The organism is Mesorhizobium sp. M4B.F.Ca.ET.203.01.1.1 (assembly GCF_004791025.1).
Taxonomy (GTDB): Bacteria; Pseudomonadota; Alphaproteobacteria; order Rhizobiales; family Rhizobiaceae; genus Mesorhizobium; species Mesorhizobium abyssinicae.
On sequence record NZ_SRUO01000003.1, the window covers coordinates 79,745 to 106,592 of the forward strand.

Consider the following 26,848-nt stretch of genomic DNA (forward strand, 5'->3'; position numbering starts at 1 on the left):
CCTTCTCCCCGTTCACGGGGAGAAGGTGCCCGAAGGGCGGATGAGGGGCAGCGCCATGCGTGGAGGAAATGAGCCGAAGGTCACGAGAGCCCGTGAGCTATCGGAAGGTTGAAAACGATGCCGAGGAAAGACTGTGGCATGAACTGCGCGGACGGCGATTGAACGGCCACAAGTTTGTTCGCCAACTACCGATTGGGCCCTTTTTCGCAGACTTCGCCTGTCGTGAAGCTAATCTGGTCGTGGAAGTCGACGGCAGCCAGCACGCGGGTCGGTCTCGGGATCGATACAGAGATGAAACGATGAATGAAAATGGTTGGTCGGTATTGAGGGTTTGGCACGCGGATGTCTTGAACAGCCGCGCGAGTGTACTTGATACGATCATCGCAGCCCTTGATGGCCGGCTGGATCGCAAAATGATTGGTGTCGATGTGAGATTTCTGCCGGTCACCACGTCGGAGCAAAGATGATGAGCGCCTGCGCCGCCCCTCATCCGCCCTTCGGGCACCTTCTCCCCGTGAACGGGGAGAAGGCATAAATGACCCACCCCGCCAAGAAACCCGACCTTCTGCGCGACAATGAGCTGATCTACGGCAGGCTGCTGACCGTCGACGAGCCGCATCTCATCCAGCGCTACAACAAGGCGCTCGTCGCCTTTGGCCTCAATCCCACCAGGCTGAACAGCTTCCAGATCGACCGCACCGGCTTCTCGCCCGAGGTCGCCGACGAATGCGGCGACTACGACTATCTCGATCCCAACGAGGTCAACCGCCGCTTCATCATCCTGACGCCGTCGCAGATCGACCTGCCGGTGGTCCACACCGCCTTCTCAAACACCTCGCAGCTGATGTTCGAGTTCATGTCCAAGAACCAGCGCGCCATCGACGCGCTGACCATCAAGGACGTCATCTACGGCGAGATCGAGGACTCGGTGCCCAAGGTGGACGACATCGAGGACCTGCTGTCGATCAATCAGGTCGAGTTCAGGGTGCTGTCGGCAGAGGATGTGCTCGGCAAGGCCGCCGAGCTCGGCAAGCTGGTCGACAGGTTGAAGCAGGAGCCCGACGCCTGGCGCTACAACGCCATGCTGGAGCGCATGGTCGAGTTGGCCAAGGTCTGCGGCGACATCCGCGAGAACGCGCTGGTGCCCGACCAGGTGATCTTCCGCCACAACGCCTACTGGACCAGCCATTTCGGCGGCCTCTACGTCTTCGTCGATCCCGACATGACCACCGTCATCAGCGATCCGGCCGCGCCCGGTTTCCGCCGCTCGCGGCCGTGGCAGGTGAGCTATCTGTCGATCAAGGACGCCGACAAGGTGTTCAAATTCCTCGCCGCGACCGGCCGCATAGAGCTGCCGCGCGCCTCCTGGATCGAAGCCTCCGGCTATCTCGAGCATCGCGCCGAAATGGTGGTGCGGGCGCTGATCCGCGACACCGAGCCGAACCGCAATCTGACCGACGTCGACAAGGTCTGGCTGCAGACCTGGATCCATGGCCATACCGACCTGATCACCAGGGACGGCAATTTCCCCTTCCTCAACGCCGCCAAGCGCGAGATCGCCCAGTATGGCCATCTCAAGATCGAGGAAGTGTTCCCGCAGCAGCGCTTCCTGGTGATCCGCGCCAAGCCCGACCATCCCGATGCCTGGCTGACCAACCAGCTGATCTCCGACTTCGTGCCGCAGGACTTCGTCTCGCGCTACGTCTTCAACAAGCCCGGCTTCTACAGGGACTATGACGGCTTCAGCGACGCCTGGCGCTCGCATGTTGTGGACGTTCTGAAAACCACATATTTGAAAGACAAGGCGGCGTTCCGCACGCGCCTTTACGGCTTGACTGATTGAGGGGTGACGAGAGCCATGCTTGACCCGATTGTGAGTTTCTTCACCCAGATCTTCCAGTGGATCGGCCGCGGCATCGGTCTTCTCGTCGGCGTCGTCCTGTGGCCGTTCATGTGGGCCGGCCGCTGGTATGGGCAGCGCGGCTGGATCCTGAAGGCGGTGGTTGGCCTGGCCTTGCTGGTGCTCATCGGCCTCTACGCCAATTTCTTCTACGCCACCCAGTGGTGGAACAATTTCAACCCGAACTATCCCGACACCTACACGTTCGAGAAGCGCAACGTGTCGGCCGGCGAGCAGGTCTCGGCCGGCGCGGGCACCGATACGGCCAAGACCTGCGGCAACTCGGCGATCGCCCAGGTGGCGGCCGATCTGACCGACTTCAACGTCAACCAGAATGCCTGGATCTCGTCGATGATCCTCTACAAGCTCGGCCTGTTCGGCATCGACTGGGATCATACGCCGTGGATGGACAACAAGGCTTCCTTCCAGCGCGGCATCAACCAGGCGGTTCGGCGCACGGCGACGGAGCTTGCCGACAATCTCGGCCGCGTGCGCACGACCTCGCAGATCGACGCCGATCTCCAGGATGCGCGCGGCAATCTGCAGTTCGACGAGGAAACCTGGTATTTCGGACTCAATCCGTTCGGTCCGAAGACGCCGACCCCGAGCTACTATCGCGACGCCGTGCGCAAGCTGCGCTCCTTCAACGCAAGGCTGGCCAGCTGCCAGGCGACGTTCGACGCCCGCGCCGACAATCTCAAGCAATATATCGACCGCATCTCGTCCGACATCGGCTCGACCTCGGCAATCCTCAAGGAGCGCGCCGAGAACCACAATGACGGCTGGTTCGATTTCCGCGCCGACGACCGCTTCTGGTTCGCCTACGGCCAGCTCTATGGCTATTACGGCCTGATGAAGGCCGCCCAGGCCGACTTCGAGGACGTCATCAAGGAAAAGCACCTGCAGAACCTGTGGGACACGATGGATTCGCAATTCGTCTCGGCGCTGCGCATCCAGCCCTTCATCATCGCCAACGGCCGCGAGGACGGCTGGCTGCTGCCGACCCACCTGACCACGATGGGTTTCTACGTGCTGAGGGTGCGCTCCAACATGGTCGAGATCAGCAACGTGCTGACGCAGTAGCCGCATCCCTCCGCCAAGGGCGCTTGCGGATTTGCGCCGTCGCCCCTGTCGCATTCGGTGCATTGCGCGGCTGTTTTGAGACGGCGGCGCGGCATCCGCTCTGGCTTCTATACGGCGCAACGACCGGGCTCGAGACAGCCGACCCAAAGCGGCCCGGCAGCAGGAACACTCTTTCTTCGCAGGAAACATAGTTGCATGAAAGTTGACGCCGCGGCAGCGACAGGGTTAGAACATGCCCTCACGCCCGCACGGCGTCTCGAACATGCACAGATCATCAAACCCGTCCCCTCCACCGACCAATCCAGAGGAAAGCCGTCATGGCCGAAGTGAAGTCCGACATCGAGATCGCGCGCGCCGCCAGGAAGAAACAGATCCAGGAGATCGGCGCCAAGATCGGCATTCCGACCGAGCATCTCCTGCCCTACGGCCATGACAAGGCCAAGGTCTCGGCCGAGTTCATCAAGTCGGTGAAAGGCAACAAGGACGGCAAGCTGATCCTCGTCACCGCCATCAACCCGACGCCTGCCGGCGAAGGCAAGACGACGACGACGGTCGGTCTCGGCGACGGTCTCAACCGCATCGGCAAGAAGGCCATCGTCTGCATCCGCGAAGCCTCGCTCGGCCCGAACTTCGGCGTCAAGGGCGGTGCCGCCGGCGGCGGCTACGCGCAGGTCGTGCCGATGGAGGACATGAACCTCCACTTCACCGGCGACTTCCACGCCATCACCACGGCGCACAATCTGCTTTCGGCGCTGATCGACAACCACATCTACTGGGGCAACGAACTCGGCATCGACACCCGCCGCGTGGCCTGGCGCCGCGTCATGGACATGAACGACCGGGCGCTGCGCGAGATCATCTGCTCGCTCGGCGGCGTCGCCAACGGCTATCCGCGCGAAGGCGGCTTCGACATCACCGTCGCCTCGGAAGTGATGGCGATCCTGTGCCTTGCCACCGACCTCAAGGACCTCGAGAAGCGCCTCGGCGACATCATCGTCGCCTACCGCCGCGACAAGTCGCCGGTCTATGCCCGCGACCTCAAGGCCGACGGCGCCATGGCGGTGCTGTTGAAGGACGCCATGCAGCCCAACCTGGTGCAGACGCTCGAGAACAACCCGGCCTTCGTCCATGGCGGTCCGTTCGCCAACATCGCCCATGGCTGCAACTCGGTCGTCGCCACGACGACGGCGCTGAAGCTCGCCGACTATGTCGTCACTGAAGCCGGCTTCGGCGCCGACCTCGGTGCCGAGAAATTCTTCGACATCAAGTGCCGCAAGGCCGGCCTCAAGCCGGCGGCCGCAGTCATCGTCGCCACCGTGCGCGCCATGAAGATGAATGGCGGCGTCAAGAAGGAAGACCTCGGCAAGGAGAACATCGAGGCGGTCAAGAAGGGCTGTCTCAACCTCGGCCGCCACATCGAGAACGTGAAGCAGTTCGGCGTGCCGGCGGTGGTGGCGATCAACCACTTCACCACCGACACCGAGACCGAAATCCAGGCGATGAAGGACTTCGTCAAGGCGCAGGGCGCCGAGGCGATCCTGTGCAAGCACTGGGCGCAAGGCTCCGCCGGCATCGAGGATCTGGCGAAGAAAGTCGTCGAGATCGCCGAATCCGGCGCCTCGCAGTTCTCGCCGCTCTATCCCGACGAGATGCCGCTGTTCGAGAAGGTCAACACCATCGTCAAGCGCATCTACCGCGGCGACGAGGCGATCGCCGACAAGTCGATCCGCGACCAGCTGCACGCCTGGGAGCAGGCCGGCTACGGCAACCTGCCGGTCTGCATGGCCAAGACCCAGTATTCGTTCTCGACCGATCCGAACCTGCGCGGTGCGCCGACCGGCCACACCGTGCCGGTGCGCGAGGTCCGGCTCTCGGCCGGCGCCGGCTTCGTCGTCATCATCTGCGGCGAGGTCATGACCATGCCCGGCCTGCCCAAGGCGCCCTCCTCCGAAAAGATCTTCCTCAACGAGGTCGGCCAGATCGAAGGCCTGTTCTAGGCTTCCTTTCGGCTGCGAAAACAAAGGGCGCCGCTTTCGCGGCGCCCTTTTCATTTGCGGATTTGAGCGCGGCTACGCTGCATTGCGCGCCAGCGCGCGCTGGTTGGAGGCAAAGATCGTGTCGCGCTCCGGCAAGGCGCCGGTCTTCAGGCAGTCGACCCACTCGGCGGTCTTGAGCACCGCCGCGAAACGCGACTGCAGGATGATGGTGACCACGCGGTGGATGTCCTCGGCCGAGGCATAGCCGGCGCTGTTGGCGTATGGCACCGAGCCGCTGGCGTCGGACAGGAACTCGACCGCAAAGCCCATATGCACGGCATGGATGATGGTCGACAGGTCGCAATTGTGCGTCATGTAGCCGACGACCGCGATCGTATCGATGGCATTGGCGCGCAGCCACGCCTCGAGATCGGTGCCGGTGAAGGCTGAGGGCAGCGTCTTCTCGACATAATGGTCGCGACTTCGCCCGGCGATCTCGGGATGCAGCTCGCCGCCATGACTGCCCTTGGCGAAGATCGGCGAGGTCTCCGGCGCCATCTGCTTGATGACCACTACCTTGACGCCGGCTTCCGCCGCCGCGTCCATGGCGCGCGCCACATTGACGACGCTGTCGCGGAACGGCGGATGCTGGATGGCGAGGTTGCCGCCATCATAGTCGTTCTGGACGTCGACGACGACGAGGGCGCGGCGCGGCTGGGCGGCATTGGCTGGTGCGGACATGGCGATCTCCTTTCGACCGGGTTGATGGGCAGAAGCTAGGCCCGGCGCCAACGCGGCAAAAGTGTCCCGATTGACATCATGCGAAAGAATTGGGACAATCTTGCCTGTTTCTCCCGGAGCTCCCATGGCCGACCCGATCGTCACCGTCATCGCCTTCGACGGCATCAGCCCCTTCCACCTCTCCGTGCCTTGCCTGGTGTTCGGCACGGACCGCACTAGGCTCGGCCTGCCGCGCTTCGATTTCCGCGTCTGCGCTATGGAGGAGGGACCGATCCACACCGACGCCGGGCTGACCATCGCCGTCCCGCATGGGCTTGCGGCACTCGACGATGCCGACATCGTCATCATTCCAAGCTGGAAGGATCTCGAAGACCCGCTTCCGGCGGTGCTAGCCGAGGCGCTCGGCCGCGCCCACCGGCGCGGCGCGCTGATCGTGGGGCTGTGCCTCGGCACGTTCGCAATCGCCGCCGCGGGACTGCTCGGCGGACGCAAGGCGGCGACGCACTGGGCCTATACCGACAGGCTGCAGGCGCTCCATCCCGACATCGCCGTCGACGCCGACGTGCTCTACGTCGACGATGGCGACATCGTAACCTCGGCCGGCGTCGCCGCCGGGCTCGACTGCTGTCTGCATATCGTGCGCGCCCGCTACGGCGCGGAAGTGGCGTTGCGGCTTGCCCGGCATGTCGTGCTGTCACCACACCGGCAAGGCGGCCAGGCGCAATTCATCGAGCGCCCGCTGGCGCCGACCCCGACCGCCGACCGGTTCGCGCAGGCCCTCGACAAGGTGCGGGCGACGCTCGGCGAGGCGCACAGCCTCGACAGCGTCGCCGAGGCGGCCGGCCTCACCCGCCGCACCTTCACGCGCCGCTTCCAGAAGTCGATCGGCACCAGCTTCGGCGACTGGCTGGCCGACCAGCGGATCGCGCTGGCGCAGAGGCTGCTGGAGGCGACGGAGAAATCGATGGATACGGTGGCCTTCGAAGCCGGCTTCGGCAGCGCCACCTCGCTGCGCCAGCATTTTTCCGCGCGGCTCAAGACCTCGCCGATGCAATATCGGCGCGAGTTCTCCAGGAGTGCCGGCGCCAAAAGGCCGACACACGCCGCAGTGCTTTGACCCGAACCGGCAAGCCGCTCAACGCTGCCTGACCGGACGCGCCGGATTGCCGACCACCGTGGTGTTCGCTGCGACGTCGCGGGTAACCACGGCGCCAGCGCCGACGATGGCACCATCGCCGATCGTGACGCCGCCGAGGATGATGGCGCTGCCGCCGATCCAGGCATCGGCGCCGATCGTCACCGGTTTGGCGATCTCCAGGCCCGCCTGCCTTCCTGCAGCCTCCCGGTGATGCTCGGCGCAGTAGATCTGCACGTTGGGCCCAAGCAGCGTCCGCTTGCCGATGCGTACCGGCGCCGTATCGAGGACTGTGCAGCCGGCATTGAGGAAGACACCATCGCCTAGAAAGAGGTTGAACCCGTAGGCGCAGTGGAACTGCCCCTCGATGCGCGCCCCCTCGCCCGTGCTTCCCAACAATGACCGCAAGGCCGGGCCGATGTCGCCGCGCTGCCGGGGCGGCAGGCCGTTGTGCTCGAACACCGCATCGCGCGCGGCGACGCGCAGCGCTTCCAGTTCCTGATCGAGGCAAGTGTACCACTCGCCCGCCGCCATCTTCATGCGCTCACTTGTCGTCATGGCCGCGTCTCCATCGAATTACTGCCAAAGCACAATCCTTTGCTGGGCGAAAGCCTGCTGGCCAAATGTCCGGCCTATGCTAGCTTGCTCGCGCCGGACTGCGAGGTCCTGACATCGAGGGGGTCAATCATGCTCTATCTGCTTGCATTGCTGATCGGGGTCGTTGCCGGGCTCCGCGCCGGAACGGCACTTGCCGTCACCGCCTGGGGCGCCTGGCTCGGTTGGCTGCCGGTCGCCGGCACCTGGGCGAGTTTCATGGGGCACTGGATCGCCGTCGGCATCTCCACCATCCTCGGGGTCGCCGAGCTGGTCACCGACCAGCTGCCGTCGACGCCGAGCCGCAAGGTGCCGCAGCAGTTCGGCGCCCGCGTCATCATCGGCGCCTTTTGCGGCGCCGTGCTCGGCGCGACCGGCGGCGCCACCATCGGCGGCCTGATCGCCGGCGCCATCGGCGCCGTGATCGGCACGCTCGGCGGCGCCGAGTTCCGCGGCCGGCTGGCGGCTGCTTTCGGCAAGGACCCGCCCGCCGCCTTCATCGAGGACGCCGTCGCGATCATCGGCGGCCTGCTGATCGTGGCGGCCGTGGCATGACGGCAAAAACCTTCGACGCCATCATCATCGGCGCCGGCCAGGCCGGCACGCCGCTCGCCGGCCGGCTGAACGCGGCCGGCATGAGCGTGGCGCTGGTCGAGCGCAAGCTCGTCGGCGGCACCTGCGTCAACACCGGCTGCATCCCGACCAAGACGATGGTGGCGAGCGCCTACGCCGCCCATCTCGCCCGCCGCGCCGCCGACTATGGCGTGACCTTATCCGGCCCGGTGGGCGTCGACTACAAAGCGATCAAGGCGCGCAAGGACAAGGTGTCGGGCGCTTCCCGCACGGGACTGGAAACCTGGATCGCGGGCATGGAGAAATGCACGCTCTACCGCGGCCATGCGCGTTTCGAGTCCGCCAACACCGTGCGCGTCGGCGACGAGCTGCTGACCGCGCCGAAGATCTTCCTCAACACCGGCGGCCGCGCCGCCGTTCCCGACCTGCCCGGCGTCGAGGAGGTGCCTTACCTCACCAATTCCTCGATGATGGATCTCGACGTGCTGCCCCGCCACCTCGTCGTCGTCGGCGGCAGCTACATCTCGCTCGAATTCGCGCAGATGTTCCGCCGCTTCGGCTCCGAGGTGACGGTGATCGAAAAGAGCCCGCGGCTGACCGGCCGCGAGGACGAGGACGTCTCGGCCGCCATCCTGTCGATCCTCCAGAACGAAGGCATCACGGTGCATCTCGGCGCCGACGACATCAGTTTTGCCAAGCAGGGCAGCGATGTCGCCGTCACCTTCGCCGCCGGCAAGCCGCCCGCCGTCGGTTCGCATGTGCTGCTGGCGCTCGGCCGCAACCCCAACACCGACGATCTCGGTCTCGACAAGGCCGGCGTCGAGGTCGACAGGCGCGGCTTCGTCGTCGTCGACGACCAGTTGCGCACCACCGTGCCCGGCATCTGGGCGATGGGCGACTGCAACGGCAAGGGCGCCTTCACCCACACCTCCTACAACGACTTCGAGATCGTCGCCGCCAACCTGCTCGACAACGATCCGCGCAAGGTCAGCGACCGCATCGAGGCCTATGCGCTCTACATCGATCCGCCGCTCGGCCGCTGCGGTATGACCGAGGCCGCGGTGAGGAAATCCGGCCGCCGCGCGCTGGTCGGCCAGCGGCCGATGACCCGCGTCGGCCGCGCCGTCGAAAAGGGCGAGACGCAGGGCTTCATGAAGATCCTGGCCGACGCCGACACCGGCGAGATCCTCGGCTGCTCGGTGCTTGGTCCGGGCGGCGACGAGGTGATCCACTCGGTGCTCGACCTGATGTATGCCAAGGCGCCGATATCGACGCTGGCGCGTGCCATGCACATCCACCCCAACGTCTCCGAGCTTCTGCCGACCATAGCCCAGGAGCTGAAGCCGCTGGCCTAGTGTCGCCATCGGCGTGGTTTGCGCCCATAGCGCCTCGGCCTGGACCAATCGACAGCGCAATCGCAAAAGTGCATGGGTTCGCCTCTTTCCCGGAGGCCTCCATGCACAGATCGATCGAACGCATAGCCGGCGACAGCGAGGGTGTTTCCTACGAATTCCCGGTCCTCCGCTTCGAGGGAACGGACAAGGCGGCGCCTTCGGCCTATCTGCAGGCGGCACTCCACGCCGGCGAGCTGCCGGGCGTGGTCGCCATCGACGCGCTGATGCCGATGCTCGCCAGGGCCGAAGCCGAGGGCCGCATCATGGGCGCCATCACCATCGTGCCTTGGGCCAACCCGATCGGCCGCGCCCAGTACCATTTCGGCGAGCATCAGGGCCGCTTCCATCTTGGCACGCGCACCAATTTCAACCGCGGCTTCCCGCTGCTTGCCGCCCCCGACACCGCGCTTTTGCCCGATACGACTCTTGCCACACCCGACCAGCGACTGAAGTCGCGACTGCTGCAACTCTCGCTCGGCCACGACATCGTGCTCGACCTGCATTGCGACGACGAGGGCCTGCCTTACCTCTACATCCACACCAGCCTGTGGCCGGCGATGGCCGATTGCGCGGCGGCCATGGGCGTCGATGCGGTGCTGTTGTGGAACGAGGACACTGACGGCACCTTCGAGGGCGCCTCGATCATGCCCTATCAGAACGTTCCTGCCGAAGTCGCGCGTTTTGACCGGCGGGTCGCCACCACGGTCGAGTATCGCGGCATACTCGACGTAGACGGCGAATTGGCCGCTTCCGATGCCGAGGGGCTCTATCGGCTGCTGGTCGCGCGCGGCGTTGTCGCCGATCCCGCCTTGGCCACGCCCGGCGCCTTCACCGGCACCGTGGCGCCGCTGGAAAACATCGACATGATGCCGGCGCCGAAGGGTGGCGCGGTCGTCTATGACGTGAAGCCCGGCGACCGCGTCGCCAAGGGAGCGCGGCTCGCCAAAATCGTCCACGCCCCGGGCGAAACGGGCGGCAGCATGGAAGTGTTCGCGCCCCAGGCCGGCCTTATCCTGACCAGGCGTTCGCGGCGCATCATCCGCGCCGGCGAAGACCTTCTGAAGCTGGTCGGCGACAAAAGGAGCGACGACGCAAGGTCGGGAACGCTGGAGGACTGAGAGAGGCAGGCCCTTTACCAGCTTCGTGGAATCCAGTTGCGCGGCCGTCCATTCGCCGCTATGGGAATCCCATGAACATGCGCTCGAATAAGACTGTTTGGTGGTGGGCTCGCTGACAGCGGCCTGTTCGAACGCGTGCGCGTGAATAGAGAGGGTGGCCGCAACGGAATGTCCGGGCGGCCATTTGTTTTTTAAGCCATTCCCGGGTCCGTTGCCCAAAACGCTGATGGAGACGGCAATGACGACAAAAGTTCTGGACAACGGGGCCGAGCGCTTCGTCACCGCCGGCGGCGTGACGATAACGCGCGAGCGCCACGACCGGCCCTATGACGGGGCGATCGACGCCTATGTCGATGGCCTCAATTCGCGGCGCGGCGCGGTGTTCTCCTCGAATTACGAATATCCGGGCCGCTACACGCGCTGGGACACCGCCATCATCGACCCGCCGCTGGTGATCTCGGCGCGCGGCCGCGCCATGCGCATCGAGGCGCTGAACGGCCGTGGCGAGGCGCTGCTGCCGGTGATCGGCAAGACGCTCGCCGGATTAAGCGAGGTAACGATCGCCGAGTCCACGAGGAAGCTCATTCGCCTCGATGTGGCAAAGCCCGGCCGTGTCTTCACCGAGGAAGAGCGCAGCCGCGTGCCTTCGGTGTTCACGGTGCTGCGCGCCATCACCGCCCTGTTCAAGACCGAGGAAGACGCCAATCTCGGGCTTTATGGCGCCTTCGGCTACGACCTCGCCTTCCAGTTCGACCCGGTCGACTACAAGCTCGAGCGCAAGGACAGCCAGCGCGACCTGGTGCTGTTCCTGCCCGATGAGATCCTGGTCGTCGACCATTATTCGACCAAGGCCTGGACCGACCGCTACGACTATTCCGGCGAGGGATTTTCGACCGAAGGCCTGGACCGCGACGCCGCCGTCGAGCCGTTCAGGACCGCCGACCGCATCCCGCCGCGCGGCGATCACGAGCCCGGCGAATACGCCAATTTGGTGCGGAGGGCGATGGAGAGCTTCAAGCGCGGCGATCTGTTCGAGGTGGTGCCCGGCCAGATGTTCTACGAGCGCTGCGAGACCGAGCCTTCCGAGATCTCCCGTAAGCTGAAATCGATCAACCCGTCGCCCTATTCCTTCTTCATCAATCTCGGCGAGGGCGAATATCTGATCGGCGCCTCGCCGGAGATGTTCGTGCGCGTCAATGGCCGCCGCGTCGAGACCTGCCCGATCTCGGGCACGATCAAGCGCGGCGACGACGCCATTTCGGACTCCGAGCAGATCCTGAAGCTGCTCAACTCCAAGAAGGACGAGTCCGAGCTCACCATGTGCTCGGACGTCGACCGCAACGACAAATCTCGCGTCTGCGATCCGGGCTCGGTGCGTGTCATCGGCCGCCGCCAGATCGAGATGTATTCGCGCCTGATCCACACCGTCGACCATATCGAGGGGCGGCTGCGCGAGGGCATGGATGCCTTCGACGCCTTCCTGTCGCACGCCTGGGCGGTCACCGTCACCGGCGCGCCGAAACTCTGGGCCATGCGCTTCATCGAACAGAACGAGAAGAGCCCGCGCGCCTGGTATGGCGGGGCGATCGGCATGGTCAACTTCAACGGCGACATGAACACCGGGCTGACGCTGCGCACCATCCGCATCAAGGACGGCATCGCCGAGGTGCGCGCCGGCGCCACGCTGCTCTTCGACAGCATTCCCGAGGAAGAAGAAGCCGAAACCGAACTGAAGGCATCCGCCATGCTCTCCGCCATCCGCGACGCCAAGACCGGCAATGCGGCCGGTGCCGAACGCGCCACCGCGCACGTCGGCGACGGCGTCAACATCCTGCTGGTCGACCACGAGGACTCCTTCGTCCATACGCTCGCCAACTACTTCCGCCAGACCGGCGCCAATGTCTCCACCGTGCGCACGCCGGTGCCGGAAGAGGTTTTCGAACGGCTGAAGCCCGACCTCGTCGTGCTGTCGCCCGGACCCGGCACGCCGAAGGATTTCGACTGTGCCGCCACGATCAAGAAGGCGCGCGCCCGCGACCTGCCGATCTTCGGCGTCTGCCTCGGACTGCAGGCGCTGGCCGAGGCCTATGGCGGCGAACTCAGGCAGTTGCACATTCCGATGCACGGCAAGCCGTCGCGCATCCGCGTCTCCAAGCCGGGCATCATCTTCTCCGGCCTGCCCAAGGAAGTGACCGTCGGCCGCTACCACTCGATCTTCGCCGATCCGGTGCGCCTGCCCGACGATTTCCTGGTCACCGCCGAGACCGAGGATGGCGTCATCATGGCCTTCGAGCACCGCAAGGAGCCGATCGCCGCCGTGCAGTTCCATCCGGAATCGATCATGACGCTCGGCCACAATGCCGGCATGCGCATCATCGAGAACATCGTTGCGCATCTGCCGCGCAAGGCCAAGGAAAAGGCAGCCTAGCAGCGATGGCCGCAACGGAAGACATGGCGGCGGCCGCGGCAAAAGCCGCAGCCAAGCGCAAGGTTGCCAGCCTTGCCTTCTGGTCGATCGTCATCGCCTTCCTGGTGATGGGGCTGAAGTTTGTCGCCTGGCAGATGACCGGCTCCGTCGCCCTCTATTCCGACGCGCTGGAATCGATCGTCAACGTCATCACGGCGACCGCCGCTCTCTGGGCCATCCGCATCAGCCACAAACCAGCCGACAGCGACCATCCTTTCGGTCATCACAAGGCTGAATATTTTTCGGCGGTGCTCGAGGGCGTGCTGATCGTCGTGGCGGCGATGCTGATCATAGCCAAGGTGTGGCAGTCGCTGCAGAACCCGGCATTGATCGAACAGCCCTGGGAGGGCTTGATGATCAACGGCGGCGCCGCTGTGGTCAACGCCGCCTGGGCCTTGGTGCTGATCCGCAACGGCCGCGCCGAACGATCGCCGGCATTGGTCGCCGACGGTCAGCATATCATGACCGACGTGCTGACTTCGGTCGGCGTCATCGTCGGCCTTGTTGCCGCGGTGATGACCGGCTGGCGGATCCTCGACCCGCTGCTTGCGCTGCTCGTGGCGCTGAACATCCTCTACCAGGGCTGGAAGCTTACCGGAGAATCGCTGAGCGGCCTCATGGACCGCGCGGTGGATACGCAGGAGCATATGCGCATCCGCGACATCATCTCGGCCAATTCGAAGGGCGCGCTTGAGGTGCACGACCTCAAGACGCGCATCGCCGGCCGCGCCACCTTCATCGAATTTCACATGGTCGTCGACGCCGGTATGACGGTGGGCGACAGCCATGTCATCTGCGACCGCATCGAGGACGCGCTGAAGGCCGAAATCCCCTCGGTCCGCGTCACCATCCATGTCGAGCCGGACGATGAGGCGAAGCTGCCCAAGGGCACGACGGCGGTGCCGTTCGCTTGATCTCGAGCAAGGTCTGTTGATGCGAGAACCGGAGCGGAGCGTACTTGAAGTACGTGAGCACCGGAAGCGCAGGAAGTTGCCGTTCGCAGGCCGGCATCACCTGAAACGACAGACCTTACGGTGCGCAGGCCGACTGCGGCATTGGGTTCAGCCGATAGACCTTGTCGTCGGACTTCGTCTTGCCATCCGCCGCCTTCGAGCAGAGATCGACGATGGCAAGCGCGCTGTTGGGGTTGGCCAGCATCATCGTGCCGTTGGCGCCGCGCTTGAGGAAAATCTCCTTCTGCGAGACGTCGCAGGCAAAATCGCTCATCTTCGAGCTTGCCGCGCAGCGCCACTGGTCGGCCTCGCCCCGGCAGGAATAGGTCTGCGTGACCTTGCCCGACTTCAGCCTGGTCGTCACCGAAACGGCGATGTCGGCGCCGTCCGGCCAGTTGGCCACATCGCCGCCTGAAGCGTAGGAGGCGAGTTCGACCGGCCCGCGGAAAACCCGGATCGACTGCGTCACCTGGTCGGGGTGCGACTTCAGATGCGCGGCATCGTAATCGCGGCCATAGCAGAACGCCTGGTCGGGCTTCAGCCGCTCCCGCAATGGCGCCCCGAGCGCCGGATCGATCGGATCGATGCGCGCGAATTCCGCCTTGCAGGTCGCGGCCGGCATCGGGTCGAGGCGGAAATTGTCGTCCTCGCTGCCCAGCGCCTGCTTGTTGTACTGCGCCGTGCCGAGTTCCTCCTCCGCGCCGGCGTCCAGATAGACATCGGGCTGTACGTTGGAGACGATCAGCCGGCCTTTGTCGTCGACCTTGAGTGAAGCGAGCGTGCGGTCGCATTCCATGCCGCAATGGATCGGGCCGCTCTTGCCGTCCTCGGATTGACGATTGCACCAGCCAGCTGCCCATTCCGGCTTCTTGGTGCCGCGCACCGTGGTGGTGAGAAAGCCATCATAGGCGGCGCCGCCAAACGTGCTCGGCTCCTCGTTCGGCCGGCTGACCGGATCGTGGCCATAGTAAAAGAAGATGCGCGCCACCTTCTGCTTTGGATGCGCCTTGAGGTGCGCCGCGTCGTAGACGCGTCCGAAACAGGCATCGGCGCCGTTGGGGCTGAGTTCCGTCAGCTTGGGAGTGTCGTCGGCAAGAGCCGCGCCGACAACGAACAATGCAGCGCCAAGCGCCGCGCCCACCGCTATCCTCGACGTCATGTGACCCTCCTCCCACCGACAGGACGTGACTGCGATTCATGCTAGTCTAGGAGCAGTTCCGGGAAAAGCGTGTAACTGTTTTCCATAGGGAATTGCGTAGAAACAAATGGTTAGCGAGGCCGGGGCCACGCAAGGCCATAGTGCCCGGCTGGTGGAGGAAGAGCGATGCTGCGCCGAGATATTTTCCGTGTCGGTCTTGCCGGGGCCGCCGGCCTTTTCGGACTGCGCCAGGTCAAGGCGGCTGCCGCGGAGGAGGAAAGGCTGAAGGTCGCCTATCACCTCAGCGACGTCGACAAGGCCAATTTCGTCCTCGGCAACATCAAGAACCACTACGAAGGCACCGGCGGCAATGTCGACATCGTGCTTGTCGTGCATGGCCCGGCCCTTGCGGCCTTTAAGACCAAGGCCGCATCCGGCGCCACGTCCAGCCGGTTTGCCGGGCTGGTCCAGCAGGGGCTGGTTCCGCAAGCCTGCGGCAACACCATGCATGGCATGGACATCACGCTTGCCGACCTGCTCGCCGGCTTCCAGGTTGCCGACAAGGGCGGCGTCGTCAAGCTCGCCGAACTGCAGCGCCAGGGCTATGTCTATCTCAGGCCCTAGAGTCCCGGGGTTACGACCGGGGGCTTGAATACCGGGGCGGCGAGGTCCTACGAAGGACGGGCGAAAATTCGGAGGATCGAAATGCCGGCGACCGCTAGCTCTGCCCTTGTCATCCCGGATCTCGCAGATAGAGCGGTGCTGGTCACCGGGGCTTCGACCGGCATCGGCGCCGCCCTTGCACTGGCCTATGCGAAGCAGAAATGCCGCGTCGCGCTCCACTACAATGCGAGCCGCGAGGCCGCCGAGAGGCTCGCCGGCATCATCCGCGACCGCGGCGGCGAGGTCTTCCTCACCCAGGGTGATTTCTCGGTGTCCGCCGATGTCGAGCGTGTCGTCGAGGAGAGTGCCAGCCATTTCGGCCGCCTCGACGGGCTGGTCAACAATGCCGGCGGCATGCTCGGCCGGATTGCCTATGCCGAGCAGACCGAGGCGCATTACGACGCGGTGATGGATCTCAACGCGCGGTCCGTGCTCACCGCCTCGCGCAAGGCGATACCCTGGCTGAAGCGCCAGGGTGGCTTCATCGTCAACACCTCCTCGATCGCCGCCCGCAATGGCGCCGGCGGTGGTGCCGGTCTCTACGGCTCGGCCAAGGCCTTCGTCTCCAACGTGACCCGCGGCATGGCCAAGGAACTGATCGGCTTCGGCATCCGCGTCAACGCCGTGGCGCCGGGCACCATCGCCACGCCCTTCCACGAACGCTATTCGACCGATCAACAGATGAAGGGCATGGTCGCCACCATTCCGCAGGGGCGCGCCGGCACCGCCGAGGATTGCGTCGGCGCCTATCTCTTCCTGTCGTCCGACCTGTTGAGCGGCTATATCACCGGCCAGGTGATCGAGGTGAACGGTGGCCAGTTGATGCCGTGAGGCGCCGACTGCATACTCTTGTCGCGCAACCGTAAGGAGACATGGGCAAATGTACGGACTGATCGGCAAGATGCGGGCGGCGCGCGGTCAGCGCGATGCGGTCATGGACGTGCTGCGCGAAAGCACCGGCGCCTTGCCCGGTTGCCTGAGCTACATCATCGCCACCGACCCCGCCGATGCCGACGCGATCTGGGTCACCGAGGTGTGGACCGACCAGGCGAGCCACAAGACGTCCTTGCAATTGCCGGAAGTCCAGGCGGCGATCGCCAAGGCGCGGCCCTTCATCGCCGGTTTTGAATTCCAGGTGGAGACCCATCCCGTCGGCGGCTTCGGCTTGCCCGCCGGCAACACCGGCTGACGCCCTGGAGCAACGCAAATCAGGACTTTTGCGCGGGAAATGGGTTCGCATTTGTCCCCGCCCGGTCTAAGAGCCGGGTATGGACTCCTCGCCGGAACAACCGCCCGTTGAACGCATGGCGCGACTCCGTCCGCCCCGGCAGTGGCTGGTGCTGCTGGCGCTCTCGCTGCTGTTCGCCGGCGCGCTGGAAGTCGCTGCTCTGCCGGCGGCGCTGCTGATCGGACCGATGCTGGCGGCGATCCTCGCCGGAACCAACGGCGCCACGGTGCGCGTGCCTCGCCCCTTGTTCGGCTCGGCGCAAGCCGTCGTCGGCTGCCTCGTCGCCGCTTCGATCTCCGCCGACATCTTCCCCGTCTTCTACAAGGAATGGCCGCTCTTCCTTGGCGCCGTGATTGCGACCGTCGCCGCCTCCAGCCTGCTTGGCTGGCTGATCAGCCGCTGGCGCATACTGCCCGGCACCACGGCCGTCTGGGGCTCGTCGCCGGGAGCGGCCACGGCCATGGTGCTGATGGCGGGCGCCTTCGGCGCCGACCAGCGGCTCGTCGCCTTCATGCAGTATCTGCGCGTCATCTTCGTCTCGATGACCGCGGCGCTGATCGCCCGCATGTGGGTCGACACATCGGGCATCGAAGCCCCGGCCATCGTCTGGTTCCCGCCGATCGAATGGAAGGCTTTTGCCGCGATGCTCGCTGTCGCGCTTGTCGGCGGCCTGCTCGGTCGGCTTTGCCGGCTGCCGTCGCCGTTCTTCCTCGGCACCTTCATCTTCGGCACCATCGTCCATCTCGGCTTCGGCGTGGAGATGCAATTGCCGCAATGGCTGCTCGCCGTCAGCTACGCCCTGATCGGCTGGTCGATCGGCCTGAACTTCACCCGGCCGATCCTGCGCGACGCGACCCGCGCATTGCCGCAGATCATCGGCTCGATCGTGGCGCTGATCGCCTTTTGCGGCGGCATGGCATTCGTCATCAGCCGCGTGCTCGGCATCGATCCGCTCACTGCCTATCTGGCGACCAGCCCCGGCGGCATGGACAGCGTCGCCATCATCGCCGCCGCGGCGCAGAACGTCGACATTTCCTTCGTCATGGCGCTGCAGTCGGCCCGCTTCCTCGTCGTGCTGCTCGTCGGCCCGAGCGTGGCGCGGCTGGTGGCGAGAAGCATCAAGGAATAAGGCAAAGCGCCCGAACCTGCCTGGAAAGGCCCTTGGGCCGCCGGCATCGGCAAGCTTCGCAAAACCGCGGACCGGGTCGGTTGCGGTTCAATCCAGCCGCTTCATCAGGTCCTCGTCCAGCCAGCGGCCGAAGAAATAGACCAGCTGCTTGTGCCACCATGGCCAGTCATGGCTGACATCGCCGCCCCAATAGTCGACCCAGGCGGGGATGGACTTGTCGCGCAGCACCTGTTCCAGTTCGCGCGTTTCGATCAGCATGCGCTCTTCCCAGGCGCCCTGCCCGCAGCAGAAGATCAGCCTCAGCGCCCGCAGCCGGCCGAGCAGCTTCTGGTCCACGATGCCCGGCAAATAGTCGAGCGGCGAGTTGAAGAAGATGCTGCCCTCGAGCGACCGGCCGAAGAAATCGCGGGTCGAATAGACGCCGGACAGCGCAATGACGCCGCTGGCCAGTTCCGGAAAGCGGAAGACGAAGTTCGACGAATGATAGCCGCCCATCGAACAGCCAGAGAACAGCGGCTTCAGATTGCGCCCGCCATTGGCCTTGGCGGCAATCGACTGCAGTTCCGGCAGTGCTTCCTCGCGCACATAGCGGAAATAGGCTTCATGACGCGCGATACGCTGCGCAGGATCGCCATGTTTGTCGAAGAAGGATTCGGAATCGATGCCGTCGAGCGTGAACAGCTGGATGCGGCCTGTATCGATGAACTCGGCCAGCGCCCCCACCCCGCCGGAATCCTCGAACTGGTAGAAGCGCCCTTGCGAGGTCGGGAACACCACGACCGGCCGGCCGGCGTGGCCGTATCGCTTGTACTCCATGTCGCGGCCGAGATTTTTGGCAAACCCCTTGTGGTAGGACACGTCCATCGCTCACGCCTTTTCCGCGTGGATGTAGTCGACCGCCTGGCGCAGCGCCGTCTGGTCCTTCGAACGCATCTGGTAGGCGTAATTCCCCATGGCGCGGCTGAAAACCTCTTCGATGGCCTGGTGATGGACGATCTTGTCGCCATGGGCGGCTAGCACGTCCGCATGGCTGTGCAAATAGTGGAGGTGGCGTTTGCGGCTGGCGTAGGCGGTGAAATACTTGCCTTCGTAGGGTCCGCCGGCGGCGTCCTTGACCACCATGTCGGCCCATGCCGCATAGACGTCGACGTCGAACGTGTAGTTGATGGCATCCGTCATCCAGGCGCCCGGCGGGCGCATGTTGACCTCGAGCGCGATGACGCGCTTGTCCTTGGTCTCGAACAGCTCGATGTGGAAGAACCGCTCGCGGACGTCGAACGCCTTGAGGATTTTGCGGCCCGCCTCTTCCACCGCCGGGCTGATTTCGGGAAAGCAGGTGTAGCTCATGTGGCGGTCGCGGTTGACCACCTCCATGACGCTCTGGTCGTAGCGGTGGCTGGCCGCCAGCACCACCTCGCCGTCGCGGTTGACCAGACCGTCGAACGTCACCACCAGCCCCTCGATGAATTGCTCCATGACGAAGGTCACGCCCTCCGGTTTGTCCCGGAAGAACTGGTCGAGCTCCTTCGCATTGGAAATCTTGAACGTGTTCGAGGCGCCCGAGCCGGAATCAGGCTTCACCACCACCGGATAGCCGACGCGGCGGATGAAGGTCATGGCGCCCGCCCGATCGGAGCATTTGCGCTGCGGAATGGTCTCGACGCCGCTCTTGCGGAAGAAGGCGCGCATGCGGCTCTTTCGCTTCAGGTTCTTCACGAAATCGAGCTTGGTGCCGAAGATATTGAAGTCGGTCCGGATGTTGGCTTCCAACTCCAGCCAATGCTCGTTGAGCGACTCGAAACGGTCGATGCGCCCCCATTTGTGGATGAAATGGCCCATTGCCCGGAACACCGGCTCGTAGTCCTCCATGTCGGCGACGCGGTAATATTCCGACAGCGCCGCCTTCAGTTTTCCGCTCAGCGCCTCATAAGGCGCATCGCCGATGCCAAGCACGGTGGCGCCGGCCTTCTTCAGCCGATCGCAGAAGTCGGCGCCATTGGCCGGAAAATGCGGCGAGAAGAACACAAAATTCATGGATGGGCCTCCCCCGGCGTCGCTGCCTCGTCCTGCGAGTTTGGCGCATTTGCCGGACGTGGGGAAGAGCCTGCCCGCGCCGGCACTTGCCTCTCGAATGCCGCTCCTGTATGAGAACCGCCATGAACACGCGCGCTTCCTCCGTCGCTTCCCGTCCGACCGGCTTTGCCGGCGAGACCGTGCGCGCGCTTGCTTCCACTCTGCTTCTTCTCGGCCTTATCGGCGATCGCCGGGTTCGCTGAAGGAGCGCCCGGCGGTCGAAATCGCCGCTTACGCGCACGCTCCTTGGCCAGTTGGCAAGTCACATCAAGCGAACGAAACTTTGGTAAAGGCGCCGCTCGGCACCAATCCGTCTGAAGGCGGATCCGCGAGCCGCCGGGAGAGATGACGATGAACGCACGAGAAGACATCCAGGCCGACCATGCCGAGAAGGGCATGACACGGTCAGCCCAGGGCATGACGGACGCCGCTCGCAAATACCAGCCCTACCCGACCGTCGGCCTCACCGATCGCACCTGGCCGTCGAAGGTCATCGACAAGGCGCCGATCTGGTGCTCGGTCGACCTGCGCGACGGCAACCAGGCGCTGATCGACCCGATGGGCCATGAGCGCAAGGCGCGCATGTTCGCGCTGCTGCTCGACATGGGCTTCAAGGAGATCGAGATCGGTTTCCCTTCGGCCTCGCAGACCGATTTCGATTTCGCCCGCTGGTGCATCGAGGAAGGCAACGTGCCGGCCGATGTCTCGCTGCAGGTGCTGGTGCAATGCCGCCCGGAGCTGATCACCCGCACCTTCGAGGCGCTGAAGGATGCCAGCAACCCGATCGTGCACTTCTACAACTCCACCAGCGAATTGCAGCGCCGCGTCGTCTTCGAAAAGGACGTTGCCGGCATCAAGCGCATCGCCACCGACGCCGCCAAGATGATCACCGACATGGCGGCAAAGGCCGGCGGCGGCTATCGCTTTGAATACTCGCCGGAGAGCTTCACCGGCACCGAGCTCGAAGTCGCGCTGGAGATCTGCAACGCGGTAACCGAGATCGTGAAGCCGACGGCTGAAAACAAGCTGATCATCAATCTGCCTTCGACGGTCGAGATGTCGACGCCCAACATCTACGCCGACCGTATCGAGTGGATGTGCCGCAATCTCGACAATCGCGAGAACCTGATCGTCTCGCTGCATCCGCACAACGACCGCGGCACCGGCATCGCCACCACCGAGCTCGGCCTGATGGCCGGCGCCGACCGCGTTGAGGGCACGCTGTTCGGCAATGGCGAGCGCACCGGCAATGTCGACATCGTCACGCTGGCGCTCAACATGTACACGCAGGGCGTCGATCCTGAGCTGGATTGTTCCGACATCAACCGGATGAAGGACGTCTATGAATATTCGAACCAGCTGAAAATCCCGGAGCGCCATCCATATGTCGGCGAGCTGGTCTACACCGCCTTCTCCGGCTCGCACCAGGATGCCATCAACAAGGGCATGAAGGCGCTGAAGAAGGCCAACACGCCGCTCTGGGAAGTGCCCTATCTGCCGATCGACCCTGCCGATGTCGGCCGCACCTATGAGGCGATCATCCGCATCAACTCGCAGTCCGGCAAGGGAGGCATCGCCTATGTGCTGCAGGCCGACTACGGCCTCAATCTGCCGCGCAACCTGCAGATCGAGTTCAGCCAGGCCATCCAGGCGATCACCGACGCCGAAGGCAAGGAAGTGCCGGCCAAGCGCATCCATGAGCGCTTCCTCGATACCTATGTCGACCAGCCCCGCGCCCGGCTGAAATTCATCGACCACCAAACCTATCCCGACACCGAGGTGAAGGGCCGGCGCGTGATCGAGGCGGTGATCCTCGACAAGGGCAAGGAGGTGACCATCACCGGCACCGGCACCGGCCCGATCGATGGTTTCGTCGATGCGCTGTCGCGGCATGTCGGCGTCGAGATGTCGGTGCTCGACTATTCCGAACATTCGCTGCAGCGCGGCTCGAATGCCTCCGCCATCTCCTATGTCGAGATGGAGCACCCCGGCGGCAAGCTGTTCGGCGCCGGCATCAACACCAACATCGTCGCCGCTTCGCTGGAGGCTGTGGTCTCGGCCGCCAACCGCATCGTCGGCCGCAAGGCGGGCTGATCAATGCCTACCCGGAGCGTCGCACGTCCGCGGCGCTCCGCACGCATTGCGATACCGGCCCCGTTAACCATGGGCAATTATCCGGTGGCTTACGCGATAGCATAATACAAGTATGCTTGTGCGGCAGTCCCATCACTATATGATCGCGCCCTAACCTGTGCCGACTTCGAGAGGTTCGACACTTGCAGCATGCCACGCCTGCCGCCCCCGCAGTGCGCGAGACACTTGAGCGACTGCTTGCCAGCGAAACATTCGGACGCTCGGAGCGTGCCCGAAAGCTGCTGCGCTATCTGGTCGAGCGCGAGCAGGCCGGCGAGGCCGACCGACTCAAGGGCTTCTCCATCGCCATGGATGTTTTCGGCCGGGACGGCGATTTCGATCCGTCGACCGATGCCGTGGTGCGCGTGCAGGCGGGCAGGCTGCGCGAGCTTCTGCAGCACTATTTCGCCAATGAAGGCATTGCCGAACCGGTGCGTATCGCCATCCCGCGCGGCGGCTATGTTCCCTCCTATGAGCTGAATGCCATTCGCCTGCCGGCCGAGCAAAGGCAGGCGGAGGGCGCGGCACCGGCCAGCGTCCCGTCGGGATTGCCCGAAGGGCCGGGTCTTGCCGAGGCCGCGCCGCTGATGTCGCCCGCGGCTTCGGCGCCTGCTCCATCGCTCACCCGCCACCTGCGCTTTTTCTGGGGCGCGATCGCCCTCGTCATCGCCATGCTGGGCGTGCTCATCCTTCGCCAGGGCGGCGATGCCTTGCTTGGCGGCGGGGATACCGCCTCGACGGTCGAGACGACGGCGACCAGCAGCGTCGCTTCGCCGCCGGCGGAGAACCTGCCTTTGATCTACATCGCCGTGAAGGCGAGCAGTCCGGAAGCTGCACGCGTCGCAGCTTCGCTGCGCTCCGGCCTTGCCGGTTTCGACACCATAGACTTCATCGGACGCGACGCCGACGGCACCCACGATCCGGCCGCCGACGCCACCAGCTTCGTATTCGACATCGTGCCTGGACCCACGCCGAGCGACGTAACGATCGAACTGCAGAACGTCGCCACCGGCAGGGTGCTTCTGTCGCGCAACCTGACGGCCGAGGACAATGCGCCGGACGCCGTCGAGGACAGCGTCGCCAACATACTGACCTCGACCATTCCTGCCTCCGGGCCCATCTACGGCTATATCGATCAAGGCGGTCTCGGCACCGGCCTGACGCAATGCCTGGTGCTCAACGACAGATACTATCTCGACCAAAGCGCCACGACGCATGAGGCCGCCTACCGTTGCCTCGAGGATCTGGCCCGCCAGGGTGCGCGATCGTCACTCGTCTATTCAGAGCTTGCCTCCCTGCATCTCGAGGCCGTCACCGATCACTACGCCTATCCCTCCGGCGCCACGATCGAGCAGGCGATGTCGTTTGCCCATCGTGCCGTGCAGATCGGCCCGACCAGCCCCTATGCGCATCGCGCCTATGGCTATCTCAATTCGCGCCTCGGCAATACGGATGAAGCAATACGCTGGATGCGCAAGGCCCACGAGCTGAACCCTTACGATCTCGGCATGGCCGCGGCCTACGGCTACGGCCTGGTCTTCGCCGGCAGGTACAGCGAAGGCACCCCTATCATGGCGCACGCCGTCGAGACCTTCAGCGGCCATCCGACATGGTGGGACTACGGACTTTTTGTCGGCGCATTCATGCTGGGCGATACGAGGCAGGCTGCCATCGCCAGTGAATCGTTGCGGACGACCGCAACCAAGTCGCATTATCTGGCCGCGCGCCTGATCGGCGCCAAGCTTGCCGGCCGCGACCAGTTGGCCGGCCAGTTGGTCGACGAACTCGTCGCCAAATTCCCGAAATTCGCCGCCGATCCGCGCGCGACCTTCGTCGACCGGAAATACCCCGCCGATCTCACCGACAGGTTGGTCCAAGCTTTGCAGGCAGCAGGCCTTGGTAACCCCAGCTAAATTGTATTAGACCGGCGCGGCTGATCGCAGAAAATTTACTGACTGTTGCTCTGGACAAGGAGCAATCGAGCCACAATTTGACTACCGGGCGGCCGTTCGGTCGCTTGGGCTTGGACAAACTCATATATTTTCATGGATTCTTCCGTTTATGCCGCCGAACGGGGCGCCGGCTCGAAGGTTGTCGTTTTCCTGCACGGCTTTGGCGGGTGCCATGATGTCTGGCGCCGGGTGATCTCGACGCTGTCTCCCGGCCTGCGGACGCTTGCCTACGACCTGCCCGGCCACGGCCTTTCACTCGGTGTCCCAGGCACATCGGCGCGCTCCGCCGCCAAGGCCATTCTCGCCGACCTGGCGACACGCGGAAGGAAGAAAGTGCATCTCGTCGGCCATTCGATGGGCGGCGCGGTCGCGACCCTGATGGCGTTGAGCGAGCCCGAAAGGGTAGCCTCGCTGACGCTTCTGGCGCCGGGTGGATTTGGCACGGAGATCAACGGGCCGCTGTTGCGCCGCTATGCGGCTGCCGCCGGCAGAAATGAGGTCCGTACCTGTTTGGCCGCCATGTCCGGACCGGGGGACCTGCCCCCGGAAGACATCGTGGATACGCTTGCCGAGATGCGCGAACGCCCCGGTCAGGTACAGAAGCTTGTCGAGATCGCCGCCGTCATGACCAGGGACGATCGGCAAGGCGCCATTCCGCGCGAACAGTTGGGCACGCTCGCCATGCCGGTGATGGTGGTCTGGGGCACGGACGACGCCATGCTGCCGGTTGCCCAGGCCAACGACTTGCCGGCGCATTTTCACCTGCATCATGTGCTGGAAGCCGGCCATATGCTGGTCGAGGAAGCATCCGATCTGGTCGCTTCCGCCGTGCGTCGCAACACAAGTCGGCGCCCCAGGCGCTCGGCCATGGCGTAAGGGCGGCAGGGCTGAACCGCCATCTCGGCAGTGCATTTTGCCGGCGACTGTGTTAACCCCCTGTTAACCAACCGCGAGGCAGCCGCCGATGAAGGACGCAGGCGAGAAGACCACCCCGATCGAGGCGTCGCACAAGCTGTCCGACGCCATCCGCGACGTGAAGAACGCTTTCGCCGATCGCGACGATATCGTCGTCGACATGCGCGATGCGCACCGCATGCGGCTCGATCTGCTTGCCGCCGAGCTCGCCCCTGTCTTTGCCGAGGTGCCCACCGACATGGACAATTTCGACTTCGCGGTCTCGTCCGGTCTGCAGCCGCGCTTGTGGATCGATGCCGTCAGCCACGTCGCCATGGGCCGCGACCGTCGCACCTATCGCTTCCTCAGGGACACGCGCATCGGCCGCGTGGTCCTCGCTGAATCGAGCGAGATGAAGGTCGTCGCCGATCAGGTGACACGCTATGTGGCAGAGCGCGTCGTCGAGCGACAGCGGATGATGGAAGGCGGTGCCGAACATGCCATCCCGAGGCTGCAGCGCGCCTTGGTGACGGAAGCCGAACCGCCTTTGCGGGCGGCCCGGCGCGGCAGGGCCTGGTCGGCTGTCCTGTCCGGTCTCGGCCTGATTGCGGCCGGCGCACTGGTCGGGCTTGCCGTATCGCTCGTGCTGTTCTGGGATCGTCTCGCGGCGATGAAAATCAGCTTTTGACCAATGGGCGCGATGCCTCGGCATCGGCTCCCAGTTCGATCACTTGCAGGTCCGACGGCGGCATTGCCGGTCCAGTCAGCCCGCGCCGGGTCAGGCGGACCTGCCAGTCGCCCTTTTCGCCTTCGATGTCGACCAGATTGTACTGCGCCGCCGGGTGCCTGCCGCCGAGCCCCTGCCCGGCCGCGGCGACACCGACGACCGGGATCCTGACACCGCGAGTGCCGATGAAGAACAGGCTCGGATCGTGCGAATGGCCGTGCAGGACAAGCTCGGCGCCATGCCGATTTACCGTCCGCTGGAAGAGCTCTATGCCGAACAGGCGCTTGTATTGGGAAACGGCGCCGCGCACCGGCGGATGGTGGATCATGACCACCCGAAACAGGCCGCTGCCGGCCGTTGCGTCCAGTATCTTGCCGAGCCTTCGCGCCTGGCCTGCCCTGAAGAAGCCATTGGCCATGAACGGCGCGGTGGCGCGCGCCGTCGAAACGCCGATCAGCGCGACATTGCCACGCACGCGCAGATAGGGAAAGGCATTGCGGTCGACCGGCCCGCCGGTGCCGTCGCCGCTCATCCACGCCGCCCATGACCGGCAGACCTTGTCGAAGGCGCCCGGCACGTAGGCATCGTGATTTCCGGGCACGACCGAAACGTCGTCGGGCGAGCCCAGCGTCTCCAGCCAGTGCCTGGCCATCTCGATCTCGCCGTCGAGCGCCAGGTTGACCAGGTCGCCGGTGACGGCGAGGTGGTCCGGCTGGCTGGCCTTGAGGTCGGCGACGATCGTGTCGATCACCGCGTCATGCATGTGGCGGCGGCGGTTGCGCTGCCAGTTGACGTAGCCGACCACGCGCTTGGAGGCGAGTTCGCGATAGGTTACACCGGGAAGCGGCCCCAGATGGACATCGGAAATATGCGCGAGCCTGAACATAGCTTCTTCATAAGCGAGCCGCTGCCTGCTTTCCACTCATGGTTTTGCGCCGGCTCGCGGTTCTCCCGGTGACGGAACCCCTCGATCCGGA

The 26,848-nt window shown here is 64.7% G+C and carries 23 protein-coding genes and 1 pseudogene; 18 read left to right on the plus strand and 6 right to left on the minus strand.

Annotation, left to right across the window (positions count from 1 at the left end):
* Nucleotides 1-55: 55 nt before the first annotated feature.
* The 4 genes and pseudogenes from EN846_RS07190 (at nt 56) to EN846_RS07205 (ending at nt 4,980) form a co-directional block, all read left to right on the plus strand.
* A pseudogene (locus EN846_RS07190) lies at nt 56-467 on the plus strand (DUF559 domain-containing protein).
* Nucleotides 468-535: 68 nt separating this feature from the next.
* Nucleotides 536-1,843, plus strand: a complete 1,308-nt coding sequence (locus EN846_RS07195) for a DUF6638 family protein (protein WP_128346253.1) — start codon at nt 536-538, stop codon at nt 1,841-1,843.
* Between the two features lie 15 nt (nt 1,844-1,858).
* Nucleotides 1,859-2,983, plus strand: coding sequence for a DUF2333 family protein (locus tag EN846_RS07200; RefSeq protein WP_127285352.1), 1,125 nt, complete (start codon nt 1,859-1,861; stop codon nt 2,981-2,983).
* Nucleotides 2,984-3,300: 317 nt separating this feature from the next.
* Nucleotides 3,301-4,980, plus strand: a complete 1,680-nt coding sequence (locus EN846_RS07205) for a formate--tetrahydrofolate ligase (RefSeq protein WP_127391204.1) — start codon at nt 3,301-3,303, stop codon at nt 4,978-4,980.
* A gap of 72 nt (nt 4,981-5,052) precedes the next feature.
* Here the strand turns inward: EN846_RS07205 and EN846_RS07210 are convergent, their stop codons facing one another.
* Nucleotides 5,053-5,700 (minus strand): cysteine hydrolase family protein, encoded by a 648-nt coding sequence (locus tag EN846_RS07210; protein ID WP_127391203.1) that lies wholly within the window; start codon nt 5,698-5,700, stop codon nt 5,053-5,055.
* Between the two features lie 124 nt (nt 5,701-5,824).
* Here EN846_RS07210 and EN846_RS07215 point away from each other — a divergent pair, with 124 nt between their 5' ends.
* Entirely contained in the window at nt 5,825-6,817 is a 993-nt protein-coding gene (locus EN846_RS07215) for a helix-turn-helix domain-containing protein (protein WP_127391202.1), read from the plus strand.
* An 18-nt stretch (nt 6,818-6,835) separates the two neighbouring features.
* Here EN846_RS07215 and EN846_RS07220 read toward each other — a convergent pair whose 3' ends face one another.
* Nucleotides 6,836-7,393, minus strand: coding sequence for a sugar O-acetyltransferase (locus EN846_RS07220; RefSeq protein ID WP_127391201.1), 558 nt, complete (start codon nt 7,391-7,393; stop codon nt 6,836-6,838).
* A 129-nt stretch (nt 7,394-7,522) separates the two neighbouring features.
* On the opposite strand from EN846_RS07220, the gene EN846_RS07225 reads away from it, so the two are divergent.
* The 5 genes from EN846_RS07225 to EN846_RS07245 all read left to right on the plus strand — a co-directional run bounded on the left by EN846_RS07225 (nt 7,523) and on the right by EN846_RS07245 (nt 13,895).
* Complete coding sequence (locus EN846_RS07225) at nt 7,523-7,984, plus strand: DUF4126 domain-containing protein (RefSeq protein ID WP_127391200.1); 462 nt, start codon at nt 7,523-7,525, stop codon at nt 7,982-7,984.
* Complete coding sequence (locus EN846_RS07230) at nt 7,981-9,357, plus strand: FAD-containing oxidoreductase (protein ID WP_127391199.1); 1,377 nt, start codon at nt 7,981-7,983, stop codon at nt 9,355-9,357. The genes EN846_RS07225 and EN846_RS07230 overlap by 4 nt, the downstream gene beginning before the upstream one ends.
* A 101-nt stretch (nt 9,358-9,458) precedes the next feature.
* Nucleotides 9,459-10,514, plus strand: a complete 1,056-nt coding sequence (locus EN846_RS07235) for a succinylglutamate desuccinylase/aspartoacylase family protein (RefSeq protein ID WP_127391198.1) — start codon at nt 9,459-9,461, stop codon at nt 10,512-10,514.
* Nucleotides 10,515-10,752: 238 nt separating this feature from the next.
* Nucleotides 10,753-12,942: an anthranilate synthase gene (locus EN846_RS07240; protein ID WP_127391197.1), complete on the plus strand. Its 2,190-nt coding sequence runs from the start codon at nt 10,753-10,755 to the stop codon at nt 12,940-12,942.
* Nucleotides 12,943-12,947: 5 nt separating this feature from the next.
* A complete protein-coding gene (locus EN846_RS07245) occupies nt 12,948-13,895 on the plus strand; it encodes a cation diffusion facilitator family transporter (RefSeq protein WP_127282246.1) in 948 nt (315 codons plus the stop codon).
* Nucleotides 13,896-14,010: 115 nt separating this feature from the next.
* Here EN846_RS07245 and EN846_RS07250 read toward each other — a convergent pair whose 3' ends face one another.
* A complete protein-coding gene (locus EN846_RS07250; protein WP_127391196.1) occupies nt 14,011-15,093 on the minus strand; it encodes a hypothetical protein in 1,083 nt (360 codons plus the stop codon).
* Nucleotides 15,094-15,258: 165 nt separating this feature from the next.
* Here EN846_RS07250 and EN846_RS07255 point away from each other — a divergent pair, with 165 nt between their 5' ends.
* The 4 genes from EN846_RS07255 (at nt 15,259) to EN846_RS07270 (ending at nt 18,092) form a co-directional block, all read left to right on the plus strand.
* Complete coding sequence (locus tag EN846_RS07255; RefSeq protein WP_127391195.1) at nt 15,259-15,696, plus strand: DsrE family protein; 438 nt, start codon at nt 15,259-15,261, stop codon at nt 15,694-15,696.
* Between the two features lie 81 nt (nt 15,697-15,777).
* Entirely contained in the window at nt 15,778-16,566 is a 789-nt protein-coding gene (locus tag EN846_RS07260) for an SDR family oxidoreductase (RefSeq protein ID WP_127391194.1), read from the plus strand.
* Nucleotides 16,567-16,615: 49 nt separating this feature from the next.
* Nucleotides 16,616-16,924 carry a putative quinol monooxygenase gene (locus tag EN846_RS07265; RefSeq protein ID WP_127282250.1) on the plus strand — a complete coding sequence of 103 codons (309 nt, stop codon included), beginning with the start codon at nt 16,616-16,618 and terminating at the stop codon, nt 16,922-16,924.
* A gap of 79 nt (nt 16,925-17,003) precedes the next feature.
* Nucleotides 17,004-18,092: an AbrB family transcriptional regulator gene (locus tag EN846_RS07270; RefSeq protein ID WP_127391193.1), complete on the plus strand. Its 1,089-nt coding sequence runs from the start codon at nt 17,004-17,006 to the stop codon at nt 18,090-18,092.
* Nucleotides 18,093-18,179: 87 nt separating this feature from the next.
* Here EN846_RS07270 and EN846_RS07275 read toward each other — a convergent pair whose 3' ends face one another.
* Both EN846_RS07275 and EN846_RS07280 read right to left on the minus strand, forming a co-directional pair.
* Complete coding sequence (locus tag EN846_RS07275; RefSeq protein ID WP_127391192.1) at nt 18,180-18,956, minus strand: alpha/beta hydrolase-fold protein; 777 nt, start codon at nt 18,954-18,956, stop codon at nt 18,180-18,182.
* A gap of 3 nt (nt 18,957-18,959) precedes the next feature.
* Nucleotides 18,960-20,126, minus strand: coding sequence for an ATP-grasp domain-containing protein (locus tag EN846_RS07280; protein WP_127391191.1), 1,167 nt, complete (start codon nt 20,124-20,126; stop codon nt 18,960-18,962).
* A gap of 456 nt (nt 20,127-20,582) precedes the next feature.
* On the opposite strand from EN846_RS07280, the gene leuA reads away from it, so the two are divergent.
* The 4 genes from leuA (at nt 20,583) to EN846_RS07305 (ending at nt 25,832) form a co-directional block, all read left to right on the plus strand.
* On the plus strand, nt 20,583-22,259 hold the full coding sequence (gene leuA / locus EN846_RS07290; RefSeq protein WP_187331335.1) for a 2-isopropylmalate synthase: 1,677 nt from the start codon (nt 20,583-20,585) through the stop codon (nt 22,257-22,259).
* Nucleotides 22,260-22,441: 182 nt separating this feature from the next.
* Nucleotides 22,442-24,211 carry a hypothetical protein gene (locus tag EN846_RS07295; protein WP_135858244.1) on the plus strand — a complete coding sequence of 590 codons (1,770 nt, stop codon included), beginning with the start codon at nt 22,442-22,444 and terminating at the stop codon, nt 24,209-24,211.
* A gap of 132 nt (nt 24,212-24,343) precedes the next feature.
* A complete protein-coding gene (locus EN846_RS07300) occupies nt 24,344-25,126 on the plus strand; it encodes an alpha/beta fold hydrolase (protein WP_127391188.1) in 783 nt (260 codons plus the stop codon).
* Nucleotides 25,127-25,214: 88 nt separating this feature from the next.
* On the plus strand, nt 25,215-25,832 hold the full coding sequence (locus EN846_RS07305; protein WP_127282257.1) for a hypothetical protein: 618 nt from the start codon (nt 25,215-25,217) through the stop codon (nt 25,830-25,832).
* Here EN846_RS07305 and EN846_RS07310 read toward each other — a convergent pair.
* Nucleotides 25,822-26,757 carry a metallophosphoesterase gene (locus EN846_RS07310; RefSeq protein WP_128346111.1) on the minus strand — a complete coding sequence of 312 codons (936 nt, stop codon included), beginning with the start codon at nt 26,755-26,757 and terminating at the stop codon, nt 25,822-25,824. The genes EN846_RS07305 and EN846_RS07310 overlap by 11 nt on opposite strands.
* Nucleotides 26,758-26,848: the final 91 nt, after the last annotated feature.

Coding starts and splice junctions, on each gene's coding strand:
- EN846_RS07195 (WP_128346253.1), top strand. CDS start 536: ATGACCCACCCCGCCAAGAAACCCGACCTTCTGCGCGACAATGAGCTG.
- EN846_RS07200 (WP_127285352.1), top strand. CDS start 1,859: ATGCTTGACCCGATTGTGAGTTTCTTCACCCAGATCTTCCAGTGGATC.
- EN846_RS07205 (WP_127391204.1), top strand. CDS start 3,301: ATGGCCGAAGTGAAGTCCGACATCGAGATCGCGCGCGCCGCCAGGAAG.
- EN846_RS07210 (WP_127391203.1), bottom strand. CDS start 5,700: ATGTCCGCACCAGCCAATGCCGCCCAGCCGCGCCGCGCCCTCGTCGTC.
- EN846_RS07215 (WP_127391202.1), top strand. CDS start 5,825: ATGGCCGACCCGATCGTCACCGTCATCGCCTTCGACGGCATCAGCCCC.
- EN846_RS07220 (WP_127391201.1), bottom strand. CDS start 7,393: ATGACGACAAGTGAGCGCATGAAGATGGCGGCGGGCGAGTGGTACACT.
- EN846_RS07225 (WP_127391200.1), top strand. CDS start 7,523: ATGCTCTATCTGCTTGCATTGCTGATCGGGGTCGTTGCCGGGCTCCGC.
- EN846_RS07230 (WP_127391199.1), top strand. CDS start 7,981: ATGACGGCAAAAACCTTCGACGCCATCATCATCGGCGCCGGCCAGGCC.
- EN846_RS07235 (WP_127391198.1), top strand. CDS start 9,459: ATGCACAGATCGATCGAACGCATAGCCGGCGACAGCGAGGGTGTTTCC.
- EN846_RS07240 (WP_127391197.1), top strand. CDS start 10,753: ATGACGACAAAAGTTCTGGACAACGGGGCCGAGCGCTTCGTCACCGCC.
- EN846_RS07245 (WP_127282246.1), top strand. CDS start 12,948: ATGGCCGCAACGGAAGACATGGCGGCGGCCGCGGCAAAAGCCGCAGCC.
- EN846_RS07250 (WP_127391196.1), bottom strand. CDS start 15,093: ATGACGTCGAGGATAGCGGTGGGCGCGGCGCTTGGCGCTGCATTGTTC.
- EN846_RS07255 (WP_127391195.1), top strand. CDS start 15,259: ATGCTGCGCCGAGATATTTTCCGTGTCGGTCTTGCCGGGGCCGCCGGC.
- EN846_RS07260 (WP_127391194.1), top strand. CDS start 15,778: ATGCCGGCGACCGCTAGCTCTGCCCTTGTCATCCCGGATCTCGCAGAT.
- EN846_RS07265 (WP_127282250.1), top strand. CDS start 16,616: ATGTACGGACTGATCGGCAAGATGCGGGCGGCGCGCGGTCAGCGCGAT.
- EN846_RS07270 (WP_127391193.1), top strand. CDS start 17,004: ATGGACTCCTCGCCGGAACAACCGCCCGTTGAACGCATGGCGCGACTC.
- EN846_RS07275 (WP_127391192.1), bottom strand. CDS start 18,956: ATGGACGTGTCCTACCACAAGGGGTTTGCCAAAAATCTCGGCCGCGAC.
- EN846_RS07280 (WP_127391191.1), bottom strand. CDS start 20,126: ATGAATTTTGTGTTCTTCTCGCCGCATTTTCCGGCCAATGGCGCCGAC.
- leuA (WP_187331335.1), top strand. CDS start 20,583: ATGACGGACGCCGCTCGCAAATACCAGCCCTACCCGACCGTCGGCCTC.
- EN846_RS07300 (WP_127391188.1), top strand. CDS start 24,344: ATGGATTCTTCCGTTTATGCCGCCGAACGGGGCGCCGGCTCGAAGGTT.
- EN846_RS07305 (WP_127282257.1), top strand. CDS start 25,215: ATGAAGGACGCAGGCGAGAAGACCACCCCGATCGAGGCGTCGCACAAG.
- EN846_RS07310 (WP_128346111.1), bottom strand. CDS start 26,757: ATGTTCAGGCTCGCGCATATTTCCGATGTCCATCTGGGGCCGCTTCCC.